Here is a 15,835-nt window from a genome sequence, read left to right as displayed (position 1 = left end):
CCATGATGGATTTGTCAGGCGTAGGGCTGGGTTTAAGGCGTGATTTTATAGATTCGTTTTTAGATGCAAAAACATATCCTGACTTTATCGAAGTTGCTCCTGAAAACTGGCTAGGTTTTGGTGGTCGACATGCGAAATTACTCGCACAGTGTGTTGAAAAAGCCCCATTAATTTGTCACGGCCTGTCATTGTCTATTGGCGGTCCTCATCCACTCAATCTCGAATTTATTGGAAAAATAAAAAGCTTTTTAGAACAATATGATGTCTCGATTTATTCTGAACATTTAAGTTATACAAATGATGGGGGCTATCTATATGATTTGTTGCCAATCCCCATGACCGAAGCGGCTGTTAAATATGTCGCTGAACGTATTTTACGTGTTCAAGATATTTTAGGAAGACGATTAGTAATAGAGAATGTTTCTACTTATTTAATGCCTAATGCTGAAATGAGTGAGGCGGAATTTATTCGTGAAGTTCTCCAATACGCAGACTGTGATTTGCTTCTGGATGTAAATAATGTCTATGTCAACAGTATTAATCATGGCAGTGATGCGTTTGGGTTTATTCAGAAAATGCCAAAAGAGCGAATCCGTTATTTACATATTGCTGGACATGAACAAGTTCAGAAAAATTTATTAATTGATACGCATGGCGCAGAAGTTTGTGATCGCGTATGGGAACTATTGAGATATACCTATCAAGTGTGTGGTGTGAAAGCAACTTTACTTGAACGCGACTTTAATATTCCCTCATGGCGAGAGCTAGAAGAGGAGCTAGCCAAAATTAAAATAATTCAACAACAGGAGAGTGGCTATGAAGGAAAATCAAATATCCTTCCAAACCATGCAACAACAGTTTTGTGACTGGATTAGAGATCCTGATTTGGAATTACCACAAGCTCTTCCTGCCGAACGAATGCAAATTTATCGAGACTTGCTTTTTAATAATGTCTGCTCATTTATTAATTTAGTTTATCCCGTGGCTCGCGCGATGTTGCCAGAGTTAAAGTGGCAACAATTACTCTCGGAGTTTTTTCAAAAAGCCCAGTGTCGATCACCTTTGTATAATGATATTTCTCTGGAATTTAGAGAGTATTTGACAGATCAGCAACACCCGATATTGCAAGAATATCCTTGGTTGGCTGAGTTGTTGCAGTTTGAATGGCTTGAGTTGTATTTAGACACTGTTGAAATTGAAAAAGTAGTCTTACAGGAAAACTGGGATTGGCAGTTAACCACGCAGGTATGGGTATTGGTTTATCAATATCCCGTTTATACGTGGACAACTTTAATGACTCCAGAACAGGCCGAGCCTATACCTGGCGCGATTATGGTCTGGCGAGATAAACAAGACAAAGTATGTATTGAACAGCTTTCGCCCTTGTTTGCTATGGTGATTGAACAGTTGACTCAAAATGTAAAGCTAACTGATCAAGATATTCATACAGTCATTCAATCTGTACTCACTGATTTGTCTGGACATGATATTTATCTGCAAATTCAAGAACTAAAAGCATTGTTAACTCGAATGCGATTAATTCAAGGTTCCCATGATTTTAAAGAGGTATCAGGATGACTTCAGCCGTGGCATCAGATCATGAAGAAATAGGGGATCAGCTGCATAATCCAGCCTTTTTACAAGACTTAAGACAGCAAATGATTAAATTTGCTTTTTTACAGTTGTCTTCGCTTCCTCAAGCTGAGGATGTAGTGCAAGAAGCATTAACGAGTGCTTTTCAAAATTTAGATTCATTTAAAGGGCGGGCTGCGTTCAAAACGTGGGTATTCGCGATTTTAAAAAATAAAATTATTGATGTGGTTCGGCAAAAATCGCGTTTGGTCGCGATGAGTGAATTATTTAAAGATGAGGAAAATGAACTGAGTATTGATGCACTGTTTGATGCTTCTGGACATTGGCATAAATATGAAGCGCCTCAAGCATGGCAAAGCCCTGAAGAAATGATGGAGCAGGCAGATTTCTGGATAATTTTTGAAGCTTGCTTAGATCATTTACCCGCCAAATATGCTCAAGTTTTTATGATGAGAGAAGTGATAGAGCTGAGTTCTAACGAAATCTGTAGCAAGTTGGAATTGTCTATCTCAAACTTTAATGTGTTGATGTATCGGAGTCGTACCAGACTACGTGAATGTTTAGAAAATAAATGGTTATTGAAGGAGGATTGTTCATGCTGACATGTCGACAAGCCACTCAACTGTTGTCTGAAAAACAAGATAGACCTTTGTTTTTACGTGAGCAAAGTAATTTACAACTGCATTTATTGGCATGCCGATCATGCCGCCGTTATGCAAAACAGATCAAAACAATTAGTCAGCTTTCTAAAGCATTTAAAAGCTTTGATGGCTAACTTTATTTAAAAATTTATTTATTACTAGCCTAATCATGCTAACAACTCCCATACTATAAAAGTAAAGGAGTTTTTTAAGACAGGATGAAACGTGAATTTAAAGAATCTTGAAGCATTTTATTGGGTTGTGACTTTAAATAGCTTCAATAAGGCTGCGACTAAATTACAAACCACCCAGCCTGCGGTCTCTCAAAAAATCACATCTCTTGAAAATGAATTAGGCTTTAAAGTTTTAGATAGAAACTATCGGCAGTTTAAACCGACTCATAAAGGCTTAACTTTATTTAAGTATGCCGAAAAATTTATGCGTTTAGAAACAGACCTGGTCGCTGAACTGACTGAAAATCAGCATTTGACGGGCACCATTCGTTTGGGAGTTTCCGAAACTATTGTTTATACATGGTTGGTTGAATATATCGAAAAGGTTCAACAAGAGTTTCCAAAAATTTCAGTAGAAATTGTGGTAGACCTTACACCGAACTTACAAGAAGGCGTTCGGACAGGTGACTTGGATATGGCCTTTTTACTTGGGCCAACTCTAGCTTTTGAATGTATTGAACAGACTTTGTGTGACTTCGAGCTAAGTTTCTTGGCTTCACCTTCATTTAAAGGAGGGGTTGCTCAAATGTCTTTTAAAACATTAATGTCACATACCATTTTAACGTATCCAAAAATTACCTATCCCTATAAAGAATTGAAAGCAAGAATGAAAGAACAAGGGATTGATGAACCACTTTCAATTACCAGTTATTCCTTGGCAACTTTATTGCGTTTAGCCGAGCAGGGCTTAGGTATTGCTGTCGTGCCGACCTTAACGGCGCTAAAAGAAATTACTGATGGGCGACTAGAAATATTAAATACGCCTATTCAGTTAAAGACGTTTCATTTCACCTCGATCTACATTCAAGGAAACGATGTTGCCCTAAAAGAGAAATTGACTGAAGTTGCAGTTAAGGTCTCGGAACGTGCCATGAAAAGCCTCAATGAGCAAATTAAAAAATAAGCGCTATTCTTATTTCTCATAAAATATTCTTTCTTATTTTAAATGGGCTGCTTACATGCAAAGTCATAAAAGCAGCTTATTAACTTTAATAAGTAAAGCTTATCCTGATTTTCTAAAAATTAATAAATTATTTAAAATCAAATACTTGAATTTTTAATTTTATGTAAAAAGTCTTATTGTTCGTAGGGGTTAGCTATGTTTTTATTTTAGACACAAGATTTGATCACCGATTGTGTTGATTGGGGAACAGGGAATCTTTGTCATTTTAAAGGATTAAAGAATATCGTTTGGGACGAAAAATGGTGTTCTTGGTTCAACTTGAAAATAGCGTTGTTAAGCTCAAATGGATGAGGAACGCATTAATATGTCTTTACTGAAATCTTCTTTTTTATCAGATCGCCAATGGGCCATTGTGGCCTCGATCTTTATGATGGCGACCTCGGCAATGGGGCCCGGATTTTTAACCCAAACTGCTGTATTTACAGTCAAGTTAGGCGCGGCATTTGGCTTTGCCATTTTAGTTTCCATTTTGATTGATTATGTGGTTCAACAGAATATTTGGCGAGTGGTCACACTCACTCAAATGCGTGCATCAGATATTGCCAATAAAGCATTACCGGGTAGTGGATATTTACTGGCGTTTTTGGTGATTTTAGGTGGTTTTTTCTTTAGTGTCGGTAACATTGCGGGTGCAGCTTTAGGTTTAAATGCACTTTTTGGCCTCGACACAAAGTGGGGCGGTATTTTAAGTGGCGCTTTAGCCATTTTGATCTTTGCCTCTAGAAAAGCAACACTTGCCATGGATAAAAGTATGATCGTGTTGGGATTGCTTAAAATCCTGCTGATTATTATTGTGGCCGTTATTGTAATGCCTCCTGTTGGGCAAGCTGTACATCAAACCTTCGCTCCAGATCAAATCGACTTTGCCATTATTACTACCATTGTCGGCGGTACGGTGGGTGGCTATATCTGTTACGCGGGTGCACACCGTTTACTCGACAAAGGCGCGGTTGGCCCTGAAAATATTGATGAAGTTGCTAAAGCTGCGACCAAGGGTATTGTTGTAGTTGGCATCATGCGCTATGTGCTGTTCTTGGCTTTTTTAGGTGTGGTGGTGAGCGGTGCAACGATTGATTTAGCCAGCCATGACGCCAATCCTGCAGCTCAAGCATTCCAATATGCAGCGGGTACATTTGGTTTTAAATTATTCGGCTTAATTTTCTGGGCAGCGGGTATTAGTAGCACGATCGGCGCAGCATATACTTCAGTGTCATTCTTTACTGCATTTAAAAAGAACTTAACACCAAAACAAACCAACTATACGACCATTACCTTTATCGCATTAGCTTTATTACTCTATGTGTTATTGGGTGCAACTCCGGCAGGTCTACTCATTTTTGTGGGTGGTTTTAACGGTTTAGTGTTGCCAATTGGTCTTACAATTTTTGTGTATGTTGCCGCATGCCGTAAAGATTTAATGAGTAATTACAACTATCCAAAATGGTTGCTTATTTTGGGTGGATTAACATGTCTGTTGACGTGGTGGATGGGCTACATGTCGTTTACGACAGTGTTTAACTATTTGACCAAGCTTTAAGCCAGACTGCGTGAAGTGATAAAGGAATAATGCCATGTTTGTAGATTTAAATAGTGATTTGGGTGAAAGCTTTGGCTCATGGAAAATGGGTAATGATGATCAGATTTTACCTGTCGTGACCAGTGCCAATATTGCTTGTGGCTTCCATGCGGGCGACCCGCTCGGCATTCTAAAAACGATTCGTAAAGCAGTTGAGCTGGGTGTGACCATTGGTGCTCATGTGTCTTATCCAGACCTTGTAGGCTTTGGCCGCCGTAATATGGATGTGTCACGTGACGAACTGATTGCTGATGTGCTTTATCAAATTTCCGCACTTGATGGTTTGGCAAAAGTCGCAGGCTCAAAAGTGCAATATGTTAAACCACATGGCGCGCTTTATAACACCATTGCACATGACCAAGCTCAGGCAGCAGCAGTAATTGATGCCATTAAAATGTATAACCCTGAACTGGTTTTAGTAGCTTTGGCTGGGTCTAACTTGGTCGAGCAGGCACGTGCGGCTAGTTTAAAAGTTGTGTCAGAAGCTTTTGCAGACCGTGCTTATAACAGCGATGGCTCATTGGTATCTCGTCGTCTCGAAGGTGCGGTTTTACACGACTCGGCATTTGTTGCAAGCCGTGTGGTGTCTATGCTTAAAGATGGTGGGGTTGAGTCAATTGACGGCGTATTTACCCCAATTCAGGCCGACACGATTTGCTTACATGGCGACACCGACGGTGCGCTAGAGATGTCGGCAGCCATTAAAGCTGAGCTTGTAAAAAATAATATTGAAATCCGCCCGTTTGTAAATAAAGCATAAGGATGAGCACAATGTATAAGGATATTAAAGTCGACCCAGCTCAGCTTGAAGCCGCTTTAGATGCGCGTTTAAAAATCCGTGCAGGTTTTGATAAACCGACAGCAGGCATGGCGGCTGGCATGACGCAGGTCAACATGATTTCGGTGCCAAAAGAGTGGGCATATGACTTTTTACTTTATGCACACCGTAACCCGCAAAGTTGCCCAGTGCTTGATGTGCTCGAAGAAGGCATCTACGCAACTAAGCTTGCCGCAGATTCTGACATCCGAACCGATTTCCCGCGCTATCGCATGTGGAAAGATGGCGAAATGGTCGATGAAGTGACTGATGCGAGAGAAATTTATAATGCCCATCCTGATTTAGTGACTTTCTTAATTGGTTGCAGTTTTTCGTTTGAAACCGCTTTGCAAGAAGCGGGGATTGAAGTTCGCCATATTCATGATGACACCAATGTGCCGATGTATCTGAGTAATATCAAGTGTGAACCAGCAGGGCGTATTTCAGGAAACATGGTGGTTTCCATGCGACCTATTCCATCGCATCAAATTAGTGAAGCGGTAAAAATTACATCACGTATGCCAAGCGTGCATGGCGCACCTGTACATATTGGTCACCCTGAAAGCTTAGGAATTTCGGATGTAAATAAGCCTGACTTTGGTGATGCTTCTCGCATTGAAGCAGGCGAAATTCCTGTGTTTTGGGCATGTGGAGTAACCCCGCAAGCCGCCGTTATGAACTCGAAAATTCCTTTTGCGATTAGTCATGCACCGGGTCACATGTTTATTACTGACATTCCTGATCGTGCTTGGATGGGCTAATTGGGCTAAAGAAGAATTATAAGGATAAGCAAATGCGTTTTTTATCGGTAAACGCCGATTGTTTTCTGATTGAGCTTGCGAGCCTAGAAGAAACTTTGGCGTTGTACAATAAATTGCAAAATACGCAATTGAATGGAATTAAAGATTTAGTCCCCGCTGCAAAAACAATTTTGGTTTTTTTCAACGAGATTGAAACCAACTTTAAAACGCTGGTTGCTTCAATTCAGAGCCTTAAAGTTGATTCTGGATTTGAGCGTAGCGGCCAAGAAGTGATTGTGCCGATTCGTTACGATGGCGAAGACCTTGCTCAGGTTGCCGAGTTACAAGGGCTGTCTGTGGCTGATGTGATTAGAAAACATCACCAAAGCGTGTGGAATGTGGCTTTTATTGGTTTTGCGCCGGGCTTTGCGTATATGAGCAGCCCCGATAAACCTTTTACCGATATTCCACGCTTAAAGGTTCCGCGTAAAAAAATACCGTCAGGCTCTTTGGGCTTGGCTGGAAAATACTCTGGAATTTACCCAAAAGACAGTCCAGGCGGCTGGCAGCTGATTGGGACTACATCGGAAAAAATGTGGGATTTAGAGCGTAAAAACCCAGCACTACTTTTACCGGGCATGACTGTACATTTTGAGGATGTCACGCATCAGCCTACAACCGTAAATGTACCGCAGCAAATCACGCGTACAGTTGAGCCGAAACAATCTGTGCCACTGTTTAAGATCACGGCGCCAAGTCTACAGATGCTCATTCAAGATGAAGGGCGCCTAAACCAGACCAATATTGGGGTTGGCGTGGCGGGTGCAATGGATTTATCTGCCATGCACAGCGCCAACCGTATTGTAGGTAATCCAACCGATACACCCGTTATTGAAGTTTTAAATGGCGGCCTAAAAGCCAAAATGCAGCATGCAGGTGTTATTGCTGTGGCTGGGGCTATCTCAAACATTCGTGTGAAATTTGCTGACGGTCAAACCGCAGACTTTGCAAGCTATCAGCCGATTGATTTGGATGAAGGCGATGAATTTCAAATTCAGCCTCCAATAGCAGGCTTAAGAAACTATCTGGCAGTTCGTGGCGGTATAGACGTTGAACCGGTACTCAATAGTGCCTCGTTTGACAGCTTGGCGGTGTTAGGGCCAGAACCTTTAAAGCTTGGAGATACCATTTATCAAGGACAGGTGAAGGCTGCCAACATTAGCGTAAATGAAGTGGGCAAAAGTGATTTGCCAAAAGCTAGCGAAGTCGTTGAGCTAGATATTGTGATGGGACCGCGCACAGACTGGTTTGAACAAGACAGTATTGAACTGCTCTGTCAGCAAGAGTGGCTGGTAACAAATGAAAGCAACCGAGTCGGGCTAAGGCTTTCAGGTGCAGAGCCTTTGACCCGTAAAATAACCCATGAACTAGAAAGTGAAGGCACATGCATTGGTGCTTTACAGATTCCACCGAGTGGGCAGCCCGTTTTGTTTATGAATGATCACCCTTTAACGGGCGGATATCCAGTCATTGCTTCTGTCGCTAAACACCATTGGGACTTGGTGGCACAGATTCCGGCAGGTTGCCGTATCAAATTTAAAAAAATTGCCGAATTTACAGATTTTGAGAATGAATGATGAATACAGAAAAATTATTGATTGCTAACCGTGGTGAAATTGCCGTTCGTATTATCCATGCTTGCCGTGATATGGGTATTTCATCGGTCGCGTTATATGCAGATGATGACATCGGCAGCATGCACGTCGAACTTGCAGACGAAGCATGGGGCTTGGCGGGTGCAACTGCCAGTGAAACCTATTTAAATATTCCAGCCATTATCGAAGTTGCAAAAAAATCGAAAGCGACTATGGTGCATCCGGGTTATGGCTTTTTATCTGAACGTGCTGAGTTTGCTCAAGCTGTGATTGATGCAGGTTTAAAATGGGTAGGGCCATCACCAAGTGCCATTGAAAAACTAGGCGATAAAATCGAAGCGCGTAAAATTGCTGCTTCAGTTGGTGCGCCGTTAGTTCAAGGTACACAAGACCCACTCAATAATGCAGATGAAGCTTTAGCGTTTGCTAAACAGTTTGGTTTGCCGATCGCCATTAAAGCTGCATTTGGTGGTGGTGGCCGTGGCTTAAAAGTAGCTTGGAAACTCGAAGAAGTTAAAGAGCTTTATGAGTCGGCAGTACGAGAGGCAAAAGCTGCCTTTGGTCGTGGTGAATGTTTTGTCGAGCAATATCTTGATAAACCGCGTCATGTAGAAGCACAGGTGATTGCCGATCAGCACGGAAACATTGTGGTACTGGGTACACGTGATTGCTCGTTGCAACGCCGAAACCAAAAGTTAGTCGAAGAAGCACCAGCGCCATTTATTAGCGATGAGATTTATCAGCAAATTTTAACCTCGGCAAAAAATATTTGTCAGGCCGCAAACTATGTCGGTGCAGGAACAGTTGAATATTTACTGAGTCGTGATGGCAAGCTTTCATTCTTAGAAGTAAACACACGTTTGCAAGTTGAACACCCAGTGACCGAAGAAACTTCAAAAGTCGATTTGGTGGTTGAGCAAATTCGCGTAGCCCAAGGCCATGAGCTTTCTATTAAAGAAACACCAAAGGCACAAGGCCATACCATTGAGTTTCGTATTAATGCCGAAGACCCAGCACGTGGTTTTATTCCAGCCTTTGGTGTGTTGAGTTTATTTGAAGCGCCGTTTGGTCATGGAGTACGAGTTGACACAGGTGTACGAACTGGCTCTTTAGTGTCGAGTCATTTTGATTCACTGATGGCAAAACTGATTGTGACTGGTCCAACCCGTGAAGTTGCAATTGCTCGAGCTAAACGTGCTTTAAAGCAATTTAAAATTGAAGGCGTGGCATCTGTTCTAGATTTTCACCGCGCGGTACTCAACGAACCTGACTTTACCGATGAATTTAATGTCCATACACGCTGGATCGAAAATGACTTTAAACAAGAGTTAAAGCCGACTAAACGTGGTATTCCAAACCATCAACAGCCGATGCTACTCAGCTACATTGAAATTGATGGAAAGCTACACCGTTTAGGCTTACCAGCGGGTATGTTTGCACAAGGCCCAGCAACCGCAGTTCAAGCCCAAACCGCTGAACCAGAAGTGAGTGCCGAGCATTTACTTGCCCCAATTAATGGTGTGATTAGCGCTTGGAAAGTTGAAAATGGAGAGCACGTGACAGAAGGCCAAGTGGTTGCCATTATGGAAGCCATGAAAATGGAAGTGCAAGTACTGGCGCATCGCAGTGGTGTTATTCAGCTTAGTGCGGAAAAAGGCGCGACCTGTCATGCAGAAACTGTGATTGCTAGCATTAATTGAGATTTAAATAAGAGATTTGGCCTAATTGAGCGTGACTTTAATGTGGTCAAATCCAATGCTTATTTATTCACTTAGTGAGTTGTTTTTCACAGTACTCGTTAACTATTTTCAACTTGAAAAATAGCGCCAATTATGAGATATTTGTCACAGTTTAGTGATACCAAAAATTAATCACTGTATTGAAAGCTCGCATATGCGGGCTTTAATTTTTAGCCCAGTTTAAGCATTTCTCACTTAATGAACTGGCAGCATAAAAATAATTTGAGAATTTGGCATCCACTCAAAGGCGAATTGAAGAAAGCGAATGAAAATTCTACCTTCATCTGAATATGATCAAATTCTAAAATACAGTGTCTATTGGCTCGTCATCTCAATTGTGATTGGGGTCGTAGCAGGGCTAGCCTCGACCTTAATTTTTGTTGCCTTTGATATTTCAAACAAAGTCAGAAGTCTGCATCACTGGCTCATCTACTTTTTGCCTTTTGTGGGATTTGGTATTGGTTACCTCATTAAAAAATATGGATCGCCGATTGAACGGGGAACTCATTTACTGATTGATGAAATTCACCAGCCGAAGTCGTTTATTCCAAAACGAATGAGCCCTATCATTTTTATTACCTCAATTTTAACGCAGTTGTTTGGTGGTTCGGCAGGGCGTGAGGCGCCAGCAGTTCAGCTTTCGGGTGCTTTAATTGACCACCTTAGCCATATATTAAAAATCTCGGAAGATAACCGAAAAATTTGTTTAATCGCCAGTATTGGCGCTGGTTTTGCAGGGGTGTTTGGCTTGCCTTTGGCGGGCGCGATCTATGGTTTAGAAATTACAGCTTTAGGTAATTTAAGATACTCAGCTATTTTCCCATGTTTTGTGTCGGCGCTTATTGCTTCGACCATTCCTGAACTATTCGATATTGTTCACCCGCATATTTTTTATGTGATTAATGAGTTTCCAGCGATTCATTTTGGCACACTCATGAGTTTAATTGTGGCGGGACTAATTTTTGGTTTAGCTGCACGTTTCTTTATTGCCGCCATTCATTTTGCAAGTGACGTCTTTTATAAATATGTTCGTTATTTACCATTAAGAACGATGGCGGGTGGTATTGTCATTATGCTACTTACGTTGTTCACCGCGCATCAGCAATACAACGGTTTGGGTACAGATAAAATCATTTCATCTTTTTATGTGCCGATTGAGTTTTACGACTTTTTTAATAAGACCGTTTTTACTGCCATTACTCTAGGTTCGGGTTTTAAAGGTGGTGAAATTACGCCGTTGTTTTATGTAGGTGCGACTTTAGGGAATGCTTTAGGAGCAGTTTTAAATCTGCCAATTTCATTGCTTGCAGGCTTAGGTTTGGTAAGTCTGTTTTCTGGAGCGAGTAAGGCACCGTTAACATCTATTATTTTAGCTGTTGAGCTATTTGGAATGAATGTTGCGACTTATGCCATCATTACGTGTTTATTGGCAGCGTTGTTTTCTGGGAATTGTGGATTGTATCGCCGTAAAAAGTTGATGGATTGATTAAGCCTTTCTAAGGAGTTGAGTGGTTTTAGGTTGCTTAACTCCTATTAAATCTTCTTTTTTAATAAAAATGATAAAAATTGGCATATTAAATGCTTAATAACAAGTGATAAGCAAATGAAAAGAAATGAAGTTCTATCTCTTGTTGGGAACTATAATGAGGAATAGAAAATTATTTTAATATTAAAAAAAGGAATAACTTAAGCAGTGTCAATAGTTATTATGATACTTACTTTTTTTGTAGGGTTACTTGTTGGCCGATATACTATATTTTTAATTCAAAAGTCTTTATCTATTTTTATATCTGCTGTTGATAAATTTTTAAATAAATACTTTGTCTTTTTTCTTTTAGCTGTTTTGTTCTTTATTTTATTCTCTCTAATTTTAACGGGAGGGTTTATATTATGGGGCATACTTTTTGCTGGAATAACAGAACTAGGTAAGCTTATATATCTATCAGGATGGGTAGTTGGAGCAAGATTTTTTGGATTTCATCCGAAGAGTAATAGTTTTAAATGAGGGATAAGTAGTTAATATAAAAAATAATCTTAAAGAGGATGCTATGTCTATATTGGGTTTCGCTATTTTTTTTATAATTTCACATGTCATTGGATACTTTATAGCTAAAACTAAATGGAAGATTCAGCATTTGGCTGCCCTATCTTTTATTTCAACATTTATAATTGTTTGGTTGGGTTTTTTATTACTACTTTATTTTAAAGGAAGATATGTCCAATTTTTTGTGGATGGAAGGATATCTTTGAATTGGCGAGCAGTAGATTTATTTTTTGTGGCAGGTATGTCTTCAACCTTATTAACATTACTACTTGTTATTGTAGTGTGGAGTATTCGTAATAAAGTTTTCTAAATTAACGTTGTGACAAGTAAGTTATTATTTAAAAGAAGGTACTATGTCTATATTGGGTTTCGCTATTTTTTTTATATTCTTATATGGCATTGGCTATTTTGTAGTTAAAGCAGGGTGGAAGCTTCGCTATTTAGCGCCAATATGGTTTTTATCATTTTTTATTATCACTCTATTTATTTTAGCAATTTTATTTCCTAAAGATTGGGCCAATGCACAATTTTTTACTATAGGTGGTCCTAATCACTTAGCACTTCTGTATTTATTAATATCTTCATCTTTAAGTTTACTTATTACTTTTATTTTAGTTTTGGTTGCATGGGCTATTCGACATGATGTCATTTAAATTGTTTAGATTAAAAAAACTTAGACAATCTAATATTTGTATTAAAGAGCTAAGTCTTCTTACATTTGGAACAGTAAAATGATTGAGTCCATTCCTATGATCGTTTTGTTAGGTGCTTTTTCAAGTGCTATTTTTGGGCGCTACTATAGACCAGTCTTTGTCTTTTTATATGATAAAGTTTATATACTTCTTAAAGGCCTTCTAACTAATCCTTTCCTTTCAATAGTTTCGATGCTTTTTGCAATAGTTTCTGTTTTCCTATTCGCGCTATGGGGCAATGTCTTTTCTTTGGTTATCTCTGACGAAAATTGGGTGTATTTCTATAGGCCATATTTTGTTGGAATATTGGTAGGTGTTTTTTTGCTTAGGTTAAGTAGTGAAAATAAGTTTTAAGTAATTGAATTTGAATTATTGTATCTGTATCTGGTGATTGAAATGAAAATAATAAAAACAATATTAAAAATACTTAAATTGCTTATTGTCCTATTTCTAATGTTTGTTATCTTGTTCGGTATGATCGAATTTATTGCAAATAAATTCTTTGACAATGCAGCTACGAAAGATGCATGTGCTGACTCTGGAGGGGCGTGGGATCATCAAAAAGATACCTGCCAATTTAGTCCTAATGACCCTAGAAGTAAAAAATAATTGGGAATATAAATGGAAAAACAATTTGCCGATGAGAAAATGAAAAAATACTTGCGATTAATGCGTTTACGTAGAAACTTTGTACTCTCAGTATTTTTAGTTCCATCAGTTGTTATTGTTGTATTGAAGCTAGCAAGAGTAGATGAAAAGTACTTATCTATTTATTTTCCGATAGTAATGATTCCTATCATATTATTTTTGATGTTTAAGCTGCTAGCAAACGATATATGCCCTTGGTGTAAATGTGGCTTTTTCATGAATGATCTAGGTTCTTTTGTTAATGGGCTAAGTTTTATTTTCAGAAAACAATGCTCTCATTGCGGGCAACCGCACAAATTATCAGAGAGTAAAGATGTACATGACTCTTAAAACTATAAAATTATCGTGGGTGGTATCATCGTAAAAAAAGCTAATTGTACTTATCTTGATGATTTGAATTTATATAATATTCATTGGCATCTAGCCGAAAAATTGTAGATTAAGAGTTAATTCAAATATGAGAAAATTAACAGAACAAGAAATTTATATTATTAACAAATTAATAAGTCAATCTAATTTGCCTGTTAGTCTGCCAAAGCCCTTAACTGATCTTTATTGTGAAGCGATAGATGATGGGGGCATGGGCTCAATAAAAATATTATATGAGGATTCAAATAGGGAAGTATTACTGAAAGTAGGTGATATACAGATCAACTATCAAGATATTGATAATATCCCTGTTAATATTACTTTTCTGATTGATGGAAATTTTAATTTTAGAGAGTTAGATGTTTTTAAAGCTGACTTTTCACCACTTTGTCAGCCATGGTATATAAATAATATTGTATCTATATTGATTGTTAAATAACTTTTAGGATAAATATTTTCCGTGGGAGAGGATCTTATAACATCCACTCCCACTTTAGTTTTTAATTATGTCCCATTTTATTGATTACTCGAATCGGTACAGTCACATTTGATTGGGCACTTGGACGAGCTTCTAAAAATTGTGTAATTGGGCGCATTTTGTCGGGATTGGCATATTCACCAACTTCAATTGTAGGTATTAATTCCCCAATAGCTTTTTTGGCATCTAAGTCATAGATCCACATATAACAATTATATTGGTTATTTACATTCATAGCGAAACCCACTTGATAATGCTTACCAGCTTCAAGTTTTACTCGTGCTAAGTTTGTATATTTAAAGCCGCCTTGTTGACACCATAGCTGTAGATCATGCTCACCAGCTTCTACTGCTAGCTGGGAACTCATTTGTCCTCGACCATTTTCGATTTTCTTAAAATCAACTGCAAATACATATGCAATTTTATCAGCCTTAATCGAATGACTAATTTCAGTGCTCCCGATAATTGTTGCTGTATTTGTGGAAATAGCAGGGGAAGAATAATAAGTGATTGGTTCTATAGGCCCTGTATTTCTAGTTGTTATGCACCCAGATAGTAATGATCCCAAAAGAGTTACGCTAGACAATAAAATAATTTTTTTCACAATAATATCTCTTCTTTATTTTGAAATGATCACAGGGACAAAACTTACTGATGAAGGGACCGTAATACCTAATAATTCTTGCTTAGGTGTTACAACCTCACCTGTATCAAGATCTTCTACCCAAAATAGTAAAGGTTCTTTATTAAACTTTATATCTGCTTGATTATTCTTAACTTGATAATGATGACTGGCTTTTGCAGTAAATTTTAAACGTCCACTTGTAAAATAGTTAGGTGTATCTGATACAAGGCGGATGTCTATCAGTCCTGGAGAAATCTCATAAACTTTATTCCAGTCATGCGAGCGATTTAAAGTAGCTTTATCATTGATATAGGTAAGATATATACGGGCTTTAATAAGCTGGAGAGCATTTAATTTTTGAAAACCTACTAGAGTAGCTAGTTGAGTCGATTGTACATTTTTGGGAGGCTGATAAAGAAGTTCATCAGGTATTTTTGCGTAAAGTGTATTTATCCCAGAGAAATAGAGTATCAAAGAAGCAGTAAAGCCGATAAATGATTTAGAAGTATTCGCCATTTTTCGTTAATAATTAATTTAAGTAAATATATTATAATCAAATCTCTAGAAAATTTTTATGACAATATCCAAAATTATTTTCATAACTCGAATTAAGTTAAAAAGACTTATGTTTAAAATAAGCCAAATACATAATTCATCTCTAGAGCTAATCTATAGTTTGCTATGTAGTTACTAAATTAATAAAGCAAGAAAAGTATATCCTTATTTTTCTATGAATATATAAGCTCATTTCCGATGGCTAATTTCTTTCTTTTTAACGATCTATTTTAATACAATTGTCATTTCCCACGCTTGACGCCAACCAGAGCGAATACTATCCTTTGCGTGCTGGCCACATTGCCAGTTGGTTTTAGCAGACCATCAGCCAAAGTACACGAAAAAGTAGTAACTTTTTTGTGGAAATCCCTGCGTGCCCCCTCTGCGGCGGAACGGGAGGGGGACACCTTCGGGTGTGCTGGATTCTTTGGCTCCAGTCTGCTAACCCTCTTTCGTTTCGCCACCA

At 38.6% G+C, this 15,835-nt stretch carries 19 protein-coding genes; 17 read left to right on the top strand and 2 right to left on the bottom strand.

The window, feature by feature from the left end; translation table 11 throughout:
• The first annotated feature begins 2 nt into the window (after nt 1-2).
• The 17 genes from HLV59_RS12150 (at nt 3) to HLV59_RS12070 (ending at nt 14,150) form a co-directional block, all read left to right on the top strand.
• A complete protein-coding gene (locus HLV59_RS12150) occupies nt 3-866 on the top strand; it encodes an HvfB family MNIO-type RiPP peptide maturase (protein WP_171430053.1) in 864 nt (287 codons plus the stop codon).
• On the top strand, nt 817-1,578 hold the full coding sequence (locus HLV59_RS12145) for an HvfC family RiPP maturation protein (RefSeq protein WP_171430052.1): 762 nt from the start codon (nt 817-819) through the stop codon (nt 1,576-1,578). The genes HLV59_RS12150 and HLV59_RS12145 overlap by 50 nt, the downstream gene beginning before the upstream one ends.
• On the top strand, nt 1,575-2,195 hold the full coding sequence (locus HLV59_RS12140) for an RNA polymerase factor sigma-70 (protein WP_171430051.1): 621 nt from the start codon (nt 1,575-1,577) through the stop codon (nt 2,193-2,195). Before HLV59_RS12145 ends, HLV59_RS12140 begins: the two co-directional genes overlap by 4 nt.
• Entirely contained in the window at nt 2,189-2,368 is a 180-nt protein-coding gene (locus tag HLV59_RS12135) for a zf-HC2 domain-containing protein (RefSeq protein WP_061875863.1), read from the top strand. Before HLV59_RS12140 ends, HLV59_RS12135 begins: the two co-directional genes overlap by 7 nt.
• 91 nt (nt 2,369-2,459) lie before the next feature.
• The gene (gene mumR / locus HLV59_RS12130) at nt 2,460-3,371 is read left to right on the top strand and encodes a LysR family transcriptional regulator MumR (RefSeq protein ID WP_016144815.1); all 912 of its coding nucleotides are present in this window, start codon (nt 2,460-2,462) and stop codon (nt 3,369-3,371) included.
• Between the two features lie 343 nt (nt 3,372-3,714).
• Nucleotides 3,715-4,968 (top strand): NRAMP family divalent metal transporter, encoded by a 1,254-nt coding sequence (locus HLV59_RS12125; protein WP_080648664.1) that lies wholly within the window; start codon nt 3,715-3,717, stop codon nt 4,966-4,968.
• A 34-nt stretch (nt 4,969-5,002) separates the two neighbouring features.
• Nucleotides 5,003-5,767 carry a LamB/YcsF family protein gene (locus tag HLV59_RS12120; RefSeq protein ID WP_163120297.1) on the top strand — a complete coding sequence of 255 codons (765 nt, stop codon included), beginning with the start codon at nt 5,003-5,005 and terminating at the stop codon, nt 5,765-5,767.
• A gap of 2 nt (nt 5,768-5,769) precedes the next feature.
• Nucleotides 5,770-6,585, top strand: coding sequence for a putative hydro-lyase (locus HLV59_RS12115; RefSeq protein ID WP_163120296.1), 816 nt, complete (start codon nt 5,770-5,772; stop codon nt 6,583-6,585).
• Nucleotides 6,586-6,617: 32 nt separating this feature from the next.
• Entirely contained in the window at nt 6,618-8,201 is a 1,584-nt protein-coding gene (locus HLV59_RS12110) for a 5-oxoprolinase subunit B/C family protein (protein WP_163120295.1), read from the top strand.
• A complete protein-coding gene (locus tag HLV59_RS12105) occupies nt 8,201-9,919 on the top strand; it encodes an acetyl/propionyl/methylcrotonyl-CoA carboxylase subunit alpha (RefSeq protein ID WP_171430622.1) in 1,719 nt (572 codons plus the stop codon). Before HLV59_RS12110 ends, HLV59_RS12105 begins: the two co-directional genes overlap by 1 nt.
• Nucleotides 9,920-10,223: 304 nt before the next feature.
• Entirely contained in the window at nt 10,224-11,444 is a 1,221-nt protein-coding gene (locus HLV59_RS12100) for a chloride channel protein (RefSeq protein WP_155859219.1), read from the top strand.
• A 207-nt stretch (nt 11,445-11,651) separates the two neighbouring features.
• The gene (locus HLV59_RS12095) at nt 11,652-11,963 is read left to right on the top strand and encodes a hypothetical protein (RefSeq protein ID WP_025466922.1); all 312 of its coding nucleotides are present in this window, start codon (nt 11,652-11,654) and stop codon (nt 11,961-11,963) included.
• Nucleotides 11,964-12,006: 43 nt separating this feature from the next.
• The gene (locus HLV59_RS12090; RefSeq protein WP_081174509.1) at nt 12,007-12,312 is read left to right on the top strand and encodes a hypothetical protein; all 306 of its coding nucleotides are present in this window, start codon (nt 12,007-12,009) and stop codon (nt 12,310-12,312) included.
• Between the two features lie 43 nt (nt 12,313-12,355).
• Nucleotides 12,356-12,655: a hypothetical protein gene (locus HLV59_RS12085; protein WP_171430050.1), complete on the top strand. Its 300-nt coding sequence runs from the start codon at nt 12,356-12,358 to the stop codon at nt 12,653-12,655.
• 435 nt (nt 12,656-13,090) lie between these two features.
• Nucleotides 13,091-13,303: a hypothetical protein gene (locus HLV59_RS12080; RefSeq protein ID WP_031960278.1), complete on the top strand. Its 213-nt coding sequence runs from the start codon at nt 13,091-13,093 to the stop codon at nt 13,301-13,303.
• Nucleotides 13,304-13,315: 12 nt separating this feature from the next.
• On the top strand, nt 13,316-13,672 hold the full coding sequence (locus tag HLV59_RS12075) for a hypothetical protein (RefSeq protein WP_081174506.1): 357 nt from the start codon (nt 13,316-13,318) through the stop codon (nt 13,670-13,672).
• Between the two features lie 127 nt (nt 13,673-13,799).
• Entirely contained in the window at nt 13,800-14,150 is a 351-nt protein-coding gene (locus HLV59_RS12070) for a DUF6984 family protein (protein WP_057075302.1), read from the top strand.
• A 61-nt stretch (nt 14,151-14,211) separates the two neighbouring features.
• On the opposite strand, the gene HLV59_RS12065 is transcribed toward HLV59_RS12070, so the two are convergent.
• Entirely contained in the window at nt 14,212-14,793 is a 582-nt protein-coding gene (locus tag HLV59_RS12065) for a hypothetical protein (protein ID WP_000720614.1), read from the bottom strand.
• Between the two features lie 15 nt (nt 14,794-14,808).
• Nucleotides 14,809-15,330, bottom strand: coding sequence for a hypothetical protein (locus HLV59_RS12060; protein WP_081174505.1), 522 nt, complete (start codon nt 15,328-15,330; stop codon nt 14,809-14,811).
• Nucleotides 15,331-15,835: the final 505 nt, after the last annotated feature.

Source organism: Acinetobacter lactucae, from assembly GCF_013122135.1.
Lineage (GTDB): Bacteria > Pseudomonadota > Gammaproteobacteria > Pseudomonadales > Moraxellaceae > Acinetobacter > Acinetobacter lactucae.
Note: the sequence above shows the minus strand (reverse complement) of the source record. Positions and strands in the feature narration are given on the sequence as shown.

Bases quoted from the DNA above. Each gene is read 5' to 3' on its own strand.
- HLV59_RS12150 (WP_171430053.1), top strand. From the start codon at position 3: ATGATGGATTTGTCAGGCGTAGGGCTGGGTTTAAGGCGTGATTTTATA.
- HLV59_RS12145 (WP_171430052.1), top strand. From the start codon at position 817: ATGAAGGAAAATCAAATATCCTTCCAAACCATGCAACAACAGTTTTGT.
- HLV59_RS12140 (WP_171430051.1), top strand. From the start codon at position 1,575: ATGACTTCAGCCGTGGCATCAGATCATGAAGAAATAGGGGATCAGCTG.
- HLV59_RS12135 (WP_061875863.1), top strand. From the start codon at position 2,189: ATGCTGACATGTCGACAAGCCACTCAACTGTTGTCTGAAAAACAAGAT.
- HLV59_RS12125 (WP_080648664.1), top strand. From the start codon at position 3,715: ATGGATGAGGAACGCATTAATATGTCTTTACTGAAATCTTCTTTTTTA.
- HLV59_RS12120 (WP_163120297.1), top strand. From the start codon at position 5,003: ATGTTTGTAGATTTAAATAGTGATTTGGGTGAAAGCTTTGGCTCATGG.
- HLV59_RS12115 (WP_163120296.1), top strand. From the start codon at position 5,770: ATGAGCACAATGTATAAGGATATTAAAGTCGACCCAGCTCAGCTTGAA.
- HLV59_RS12110 (WP_163120295.1), top strand. From the start codon at position 6,618: ATGCGTTTTTTATCGGTAAACGCCGATTGTTTTCTGATTGAGCTTGCG.
- HLV59_RS12105 (WP_171430622.1), top strand. From the start codon at position 8,201: ATGAATACAGAAAAATTATTGATTGCTAACCGTGGTGAAATTGCCGTT.
- HLV59_RS12100 (WP_155859219.1), top strand. From the start codon at position 10,224: ATGAAAATTCTACCTTCATCTGAATATGATCAAATTCTAAAATACAGT.
- HLV59_RS12090 (WP_081174509.1), top strand. From the start codon at position 12,007: ATGTCTATATTGGGTTTCGCTATTTTTTTTATAATTTCACATGTCATT.
- HLV59_RS12085 (WP_171430050.1), top strand. From the start codon at position 12,356: ATGTCTATATTGGGTTTCGCTATTTTTTTTATATTCTTATATGGCATT.
- HLV59_RS12080 (WP_031960278.1), top strand. From the start codon at position 13,091: ATGAAAATAATAAAAACAATATTAAAAATACTTAAATTGCTTATTGTC.
- HLV59_RS12075 (WP_081174506.1), top strand. From the start codon at position 13,316: ATGGAAAAACAATTTGCCGATGAGAAAATGAAAAAATACTTGCGATTA.
- HLV59_RS12070 (WP_057075302.1), top strand. From the start codon at position 13,800: ATGAGAAAATTAACAGAACAAGAAATTTATATTATTAACAAATTAATA.
- HLV59_RS12060 (WP_081174505.1), bottom strand. From the start codon at position 15,330: ATGGCGAATACTTCTAAATCATTTATCGGCTTTACTGCTTCTTTGATA.